The sequence below is a fragment of the Desulfuromonas sp. TF genome (assembly GCF_000472285.1).
In the GTDB taxonomy this organism is placed as follows: Bacteria; Desulfobacterota; Desulfuromonadia; order Desulfuromonadales; family ATBO01; genus ATBO01.
In genome coordinates this window covers 85564-92707 of the sequence record NZ_KI421426.1, presented here as the reverse complement: position 1 = coordinate 92707, position 7144 = coordinate 85564, and the positions used below count along the sequence as shown (strand labels likewise).

Here is a 7144-nt window from a genome sequence, read left to right as displayed (position 1 = left end):
ACGCCCTGGTCCTGCCGCCGGGGCACCACGCCGAGAGCCGGGTCTTCGGCGGCTTCTGCTACTTCAACGCGGCGGCGGTGGCGGCCCATTACCTGACCGCTTTCGGCCGGGTGGCGGTACTCGACATCGACTATCACCATGGCAACGGCACCCAGGAGATCTTCTATGAACGGGCCGACGTGCTGACCGTTTCGATCCACGGGCATCCCCGCTTCGCCTACCCCTACTTCAACGGCTTCAGGGACGAAAAGGGCACCGGGGACGGAGCCGGTTTCAATCTCAACCTCCCCGGCCCGGAAGAACTCGACGGCGCCGGTTACCGGCAGCTGCTCCAGAAGGCCCTGCGGAGGCTGCGCCGCTTCCGCCCCGATTTTCTCGTTCTCTCCCTCGGCCTTGATACCGCCATTGGGGACCCGACCGGTAGCTGGAGCCTGCTGGCTGAGGACTTCACCGAAAATGGCCGGCTGATCGGAAGGCTGCGGCTGCCGACGCTGGTGGTCCAGGAAGGGGGCTACGACACCCGGGTCCTCGGCAGCAACGCCCGGCACTTCTTCACCGGGCTGTGGGCGGGCGCATTCGGCAGCGACTGACGTCGGCTCACGGCTCCAGGACCGACGGAATCCACCGGAACCGGCTCGGGAAGAACCGCAACACCGCATAAAAAAAGGGAGCGCACTCCGCCGCTCCCCTTTCTCGCCTCTATCCGCGGCGATATGCTCAGAACCGCACCTGCACCCTGTAGGTCAGGATAGTCTCCCCTTCGGCCGGCACCGGGACCTCCCAGACCGCCGTGCCGGAAGCCTCGCGGGTATGCGGATGGCTTTCCGTCAGGACCTTCCAGTCTCCCGGCATCGGCTCCATGACCTTCACGGTCACGGACTCCTTCTTGGCATTCTTCAGCTCGATCCGGTAGGCGCTTTCAAAAACGTATTCATACGGGCCGTAATCCGCCTTTTTTTCAAAGACGGTCTGTTTCTTCGCGGCGGTCACGTCGAAGGCATCGCCGAGCTTGAGCCGGATATCCTCGTTCTTCGGAGTGTGGTCTATGCGGTCCTCCCCCACGAACTGGGCGCCTCCGGCCGAATCCTTTTTGTACACCCGCACGATCCCCTTGGGCAAGGGCATCCCCAGTCCGGCTTCCTCGCGGTTCTCGAATTCGACATACACCCCGACCTTCAGCTTCTGGCCCAGATCTCCATAACTGCTTCGGTAATAATAATCGCTCCCCTTGAGCAGGAATTCTTTCTTCACCGGGATCGCCGAGGCGTTCAGCAGGGCCACCTGTTTGGTCTGGTTCTCCCGTATGGTCGTCGGACGATCCAGCGTGTAGAGATGATATTCAAAAAGTGCCTCCTCGGCCATCCGCGGCGCTTCGGCCTTGACCATGGCCCTGGTTTCCATGACCCTGTAGTCCATCATGGCCTCCTCCGCCCGGTGCACGTCGCCCGCCACCAGCTGCATCCTGGCATCTCCGTAAGTGGCGCCGCTCTGGTTGGTGAGGGTCACCCAGCCGGAGAGATCGAGCTTATCGTCGGCTGGGGAGAGCTCGGCCACGTAGTCGGCCCGCCAGGAGAGGCCGCCGGTCAGATAGGAGAGTTCGAGCTGCTGCGGCTTGTCGGTGCCGCTGTTGAGGAGGGTCACCAGGGTGGGACGGTCGCGCAGGTTCTCCGGCACGTCGGGGTAGACGATCCGCCCCGGAATCCCCGTTTCGATCCGGTCGCCGATCCGGAGCACGACGCCGCCGTTGGCGGCCAGCACCCGGGCGTCCAGGGTCGTCTCGGCACCGGTCTGGGGATGGGACTTGATCACCTGCACGTTTTTGCCGACGTACTTTTCCAGAAGCTTTTGCGGAGTGAGGAGATCGAAATCGAAGTTCTGCTCGATGAGGAAGAAGTCTTCCGGATGGCTGAGGCTTCTCAGCAGGGCGGTCTCGGGACGGATACGGGCGCTCACCTCCCGGAAAGCGAGCCGGTTCTGGCCGCTGTCGAGTTTCACCCGCCTCTGATCCTTGACCAGGGCGAGGTCTTCATTGTAGATGGTGACCGCCACGCTCTGCTGGTCTTCCAGGGTGCTGCGCTTTTCCTCGGCAGCACCGACCCCAACCGGAACCAGCAGCAGAACACTCAGCAGGGTCACGACAATCCTCGCACTTTTCCTCGGCATAAACTCCTCCCTTGAAAAACAGGTGGCGCCTCCAGAGCACCGACTGCGGAGACAATGATTCAAGCATACCAAAACCTTGCCCTGTGCAGGCAAAGGTTCAAAACCCTGCACGCGGATAACATCTGATTAAAATCTGATAAATTCGGATAAAACGGTTTTAAAATCCGCCTTTATCAGATTTTATCTGCGTGCGATGGTTTTCCAGGGTTTGCCGATTGCATTCAGGCGGGCTCCAGCCCGGCGAACTTGAGGAGGAGCTTCTTCGGCCCGACGGTGCTGAAGTAGACGGTCACCTTCTGGTTGTCGCCGCTGCCTTCGAGGCGCCGCACCGTGCCGATGCCGAACTTGATGTGGCGTACCCGGCTGCCGATGTGCAGCCCCTCTTCGGCTTCGGCCACCATCCTGACCTCTTCCTCGAAGAAGTCCTCCGGCTCCCCTTCCAGGGGCGAGGGGGCGAGCTGTTCGAAAATCGACGCCAGATTGTGAACGGCCGGCTTGTGCAGGGCGGGCGCCGGCCCCCGGTCCAGTGCGGCGGCGGGGATCTCGGCGAGGAAACGGCTCGGCGGGTTGAACTGGTAATCGCCGTAGACCCGGCGGCGGCGGGCGTGGGAGAGATAGAGTTTCTCCATGGCCCGGGTCATCCCCACGTAGCACAGGCGGCGCTCCTCCTCCACCTCATCTCCCCCGTCGCCGGAGCGGGAATGGGGGAAGAGGCCCTCCTCCATCCCGGTCATGAAAACCACGGGAAACTCCAGCCCCTTGGCGGCGTGCAGGGTCATCAGGGTGACCCGGTCGAGGCTGGGATCGTAGGAGTCGAGGTCCGTGATCAGGGCGATCTGCTCCAGGTATTCCTGCAGGGACCCCTCGGAGCCGTAGTGTTCCTCCATGCCGGCCAGAAGTTGGTTCAGGTTCTCCATGCGCCCCTTGGCCTCCTCGGTGCGCTCCTCGCGCAGCATCGCCCCGTAGCCGCTCTCCTCGATGATCTCCGCGGTCAGCTGCGGGTAGGGAATGCGGTCGAGGCGCCCCCGGAAGCCGTCCATCATCGCGACGAAGCCGCCCACTTTGTTCGCGGCGGCGCCCCGGATCTCCCCACGCTCCAGCGCGATGAGGCAGGCGGCGAGGAATCCCCCGGCTTCCTCCTCGAACTCGGCGATCTTCCCCACCGTGGCGGCCCCGATTCCCCGGGGGGGAACATTGACGACGCGCCGGGCCGAGAGGGAATCGGCGGGGTTGGCGAGCACGCGCAGGTAGGCGAGGACGTCCTTGACCTCCATGCGGGTGTAGAACTTGACTCCGCCGAACATCACGTAGGGGAGGCCGCGGCTGCGCAGGGCCTCCTCCAGGGAGCGGGACTGGGCGTTGGTGCGGTAGAAGACGGCGATGTCCCGCAGGTGGCGCCCCCTCTCTCTGAGGCGGGCGATCTCTCCGGCGACGAAGCGGGCCTCTTCCTGGTCGTCCGGGAGGGGTTCGAGGGTGATCTTTTCCCCTTCGGGGTTGTCGGTCCACAGGGTCTTCCCCTTGCGGCCGATGTTCTTCGCCACCACCTCGCCGGCGGCTTCCAGGATGGTCCGGGTGGAGCGGTAGTTCTGTTCGAGGCGGATGACGGTGCAGCCCGGATAATCGCGCTCAAAGCCGAGGATGTTGCCGATCTCGGCTCCGCGCCAGGCGTAGATGGACTGGTCGTCGTCGCCGACCACGCAGAGGTTGCCGTATCCGCCGGCCAGAAGGTGGATCAGGCGGTACTGGACCTGGTTGGTGTCCTGGAACTCGTCGACCATGATGAAGCGGAAGCGCCGGCGGTACTTGTCGAGAACATCGGGGTGCTTCTCGAACAGGCGCAGGGCCAGAAGGAGGAGATCGCCGAAATCGAGAGCGTTGGCCTGCTTCAGCCTCTGCTGATAAAGCGCGTAAACCCGGGCGATCATCTCGGCATGATAATCGTCCCGGTCGATCTCCTCAGGGAAAAGCCCCTTGTTTTTGGCGCCGTCGATCGCCCAGGCCGCCGCCCGGGGCTTGAGGGACTTCTCCGGGATCTGCAGGTCCTTGAGGACTCCCTTGAGCAGCCGCTCCTGATCCTGGTCGTCATAGATGGTGAAATCGGAGGAATATCCCAGAGCCGCGATCTCGCGCCGCAGGATGCGCACGCAGGTGGCATGAAATGTGGCCACCCAGGGCAGCTCCGAATCCCCCAGCAGCCGCTCGAGGCGCCCCTTCATCTCGGCGGCGGCTTTATTGGTGAAGGTCACGGCCAGGATCTGCCAGGGCTCGACGCCCCCCTCCCGGATCAGAAAGGCGACCCGGTGTGTCAGAGTCCGGGTCTTGCCCGATCCCGCACCAGCCAACAGCAGCAGGGGTCCGTCGCCGTGCAGGACCGCCTTTCGCTGCATGGGATTGAGAGCGCTGACCAGATCACGCATCGGATTCCTCCTCCAGGGAGCGGGTCATCAGGGCCCTGTTGTAGGCCGAAACCATGTCCCGGCGGGAGACCAGTCCCACCAGCTTGCTCCCCCCTTCCCGGTCGACCACCGGCAGCTGTTCGATATTGCGGTAACCGATCTTTTTCATTGCCTGGTCAAGATCGTCTTCCTCGGTCACGGTAACGACATCGAGGGTCGCCAGCTCCTTGACCACGATCAGGTCCATCAGGTCCCTTTCGAACACCACCCCCATGAAATCCTGCACCGAAATGATCCCGGTCAGCTGCCCCCTGCGATTGACCAGGGGGAAATTAGTGTGCCGGGTGCTTGCGGTGAACTGGGCGAACTGTCCCAGAGTCATGTTCTCGGGGATCGACTCGGGATCGCGGGTCATCACTTCGCCCACCTTGAGGGATTTCATGATGTTGCGTTCCTTGCCGGCTTCGAGATTGATGCCGGCCCGGGAGAGTTCCACGGTGTCGAGGCTGTCCTTTTTGAAATGGCGGCTGATGGCGGTGCCGATCACGCAGGAGAGCATGATGGGAATGATGACCTGGTAGGAAGCGGTCATCTCGAAGAGCAGGAAGATGGCCGTCATGGGGGCATGGGTCGCCGCCGAGAGGAAGGCCCCCATCCCCACCAGGGCATAGGCGCCGGGCGAAATCGCCAGACCGGGAAAGAGCATCTGGGCCAGCTTGCCGAAAGCCCCTCCTGTGACCGCGCCGATGTAGAGCGAAGGAGCGAAAAGCCCCCCCGGGAGCCCGGAACCGAGGGTGATGGAGGTGGCCACCACCTTCATCACCACCAGGGCTGCGAGGAGATACCACAGCCCCTGGCCGTGGAGGACCGTTTCCATGAATTCGTACCCGTTTCCGAAGACCTGGGGAAAAAATATCCCCACGCCCCCCACCAGAAACCCGCCAAGCACCGGCTTGGCCAGCCGCGGCAGTTTCAGGCGATCGAACCTGTCCTTGATCCGGAAGTGGACATCGATGAATCCGGCCGCCAAGCCCCCGATGATTGCCCCGAGCACGATGTAGAGGATGATCTCCCATGAACTGGCGAGCATGTACGGAGGGACCGCAAAAGCCGGGACATTCCCCAGCAGCGCCCGCGATACCACGGTGCTCATGCCGCTGGCGATGACGATGGAGGTAAAGCTGGAGAGCTCGAAGGAGGAGAGCAGAACGATTTCCTGGGCGAAGAAGACCCCGGCGATGGGGGCGTTGAAGGTGGCGGCCACGCCGCCCGAGACGCCGCAGGCTACAAGCGTCTTCAGCCGGTCGCCGCTCATATTGAACGCCTGGCCGAACTGGCTGCCGATGGCGCCGCCGATCTGCGCGATGGGTCCCTCCTGCCCGGCGCTCCCTCCGGTGCCGAGGGTGATGGCGCTGGCCAGACCGCGGGTCAGGATGGTCCTCCCCGGGATCTTCGCACCCCGCAGGTTGACTTGCACCAGAAAGGCGGGAAAGCCGTGCTTCAGGTCCCTGGCGAAGAAAATCCCGAAGGGGATCATGAGCAGGCCGCCGGTCAGCGGAAAGAGGACCACCAGGAGACGGTTGAGGCTCCATTCGTCGAAGGAGATGTTGAAAAAATCAACTCCCTGCTCGATAACGGCCCAGTGGAAAAAATCGATGGTCTTGCGGAAGGCGTAGTTGCCCAGCCCCGACAGCAGCCCGATGGCCACCGCCAGGATGGCCATGAAGGTGTTTTCGCTGATGCGGAAGCGGCTCAGGGCCGCGGTGCTTCGCCGTCGCAGCCGGACGTAGATCTTGGTACTGGGACGCAAAAAATTTACTCCATGGTGAGGCTTTTGAACATGACGGGGAAGGGGGTGCCCTTGGCTCAAAGGGCGATACTAGCACCAGCGGCGGGGGTTGTAAACCATGGAGGACCCGCCGTCGCCTTTCGGCTATGGCGGGCAAGCAAAGGACAGAGGGGTTGCCCGCCGAAGCCTTGGCGAAGGCGGGTCTTCCGCCATCCGTCCTCGATTTTAGCCTTTACTCCCGGACAAAAGTATCGATATCGGTTTCGTGCACCATCCCCATCAGGTGGGCATACTCCGATTCGATCAGTTCGAAGTGCATGTGGGTTGATTCGGCGTTCTTGAGATAGACTTCCGCTACGGCGCCATCCGGCATTTTTTCCGCCAGCTCCCGCAGGGCTTCTTCAAGCTTCAGTTCTTTGTCCATGGCCAGCTCCATGGCCTTGCGTTCGTCCAGCTCCTCCATCATCTCCTTTTCCAGATCCGTCAGCCAGTCGGCGTCCTTGTCCGGCGCCACCGCCATGAAGGCATCGAAATCGGGAATGTCCGGCCCCTCGTAGATGTCGTAGAACCACCGGGCATGATCCGACTCCTCCGCGGCCAGCACCTCGAAGGTCTTGCGGGCACGGGAATTCTTCATGTGGCTCGCGCCAAGGCGATAAAAATCCCGGGCGTTTTTTTCCGTCTGGATGGAGCGTTTAATGGCTTCCTGAACGTCGATATGTTCGAACATGGGGATTCTCCTTTCCTTTCCTGGTCGGCAAGGTTTGAATATGAAATCGAAAAATCGATTCAAACC

Annotated in this window: 4 protein-coding genes and 1 pseudogene; 1 reads left to right on the top strand and 4 read right to left on the bottom strand. The window is 62.4% G+C overall.

The genetic code is table 11. The annotated features are described in order from the left end of the window. Positions 1–590, top strand: a pseudogene (locus DTF_RS27435) (acetylpolyamine amidohydrolase); the annotation flags it as partial. A 127-nt stretch (positions 591–717) separates the two neighbouring features. Here DTF_RS27435 and DTF_RS0118495 read toward each other — a convergent pair. The 4 genes from DTF_RS0118495 to DTF_RS0118480 form a co-directional block, all read right to left on the bottom strand. Next, the gene (locus DTF_RS0118495; protein WP_027716528.1) at positions 718–2163 is read right to left on the bottom strand and encodes a DUF4139 domain-containing protein; all 1446 of its coding nucleotides are present in this window, start codon (positions 2161–2163) and stop codon (positions 718–720) included. A gap of 221 nt (positions 2164–2384) precedes the next feature. Continuing rightward, entirely contained in the window at positions 2385–4580 is a 2196-nt protein-coding gene (locus tag DTF_RS0118490; protein ID WP_027716527.1) for an ATP-dependent helicase, read from the bottom strand. Beyond that, the gene (locus DTF_RS0118485; RefSeq protein WP_027716526.1) at positions 4573–6369 is read right to left on the bottom strand and encodes a chloride channel protein; all 1797 of its coding nucleotides are present in this window, start codon (positions 6367–6369) and stop codon (positions 4573–4575) included. Before DTF_RS0118485 ends, DTF_RS0118490 begins: the two co-directional genes overlap by 8 nt. A 211-nt stretch (positions 6370–6580) precedes the next feature. Further along, a complete protein-coding gene (locus tag DTF_RS0118480; RefSeq protein WP_027716525.1) occupies positions 6581–7078 on the bottom strand; it encodes a ferritin family protein in 498 nt (165 codons plus the stop codon). Between the last annotated feature and the right edge of the window lie 66 nt (positions 7079–7144).

Bases quoted from the DNA above. Each gene is read 5' to 3' on its own strand.
- DTF_RS0118495 (WP_027716528.1), bottom strand. From the start codon at position 2,163: ATGCCGAGGAAAAGTGCGAGGATTGTCGTGACCCTGCTGAGTGTTCTG.
- DTF_RS0118490 (WP_027716527.1), bottom strand. From the start codon at position 4,580: ATGCGTGATCTGGTCAGCGCTCTCAATCCCATGCAGCGAAAGGCGGTC.
- DTF_RS0118480 (WP_027716525.1), bottom strand. From the start codon at position 7,078: ATGTTCGAACATATCGACGTTCAGGAAGCCATTAAACGCTCCATCCAG.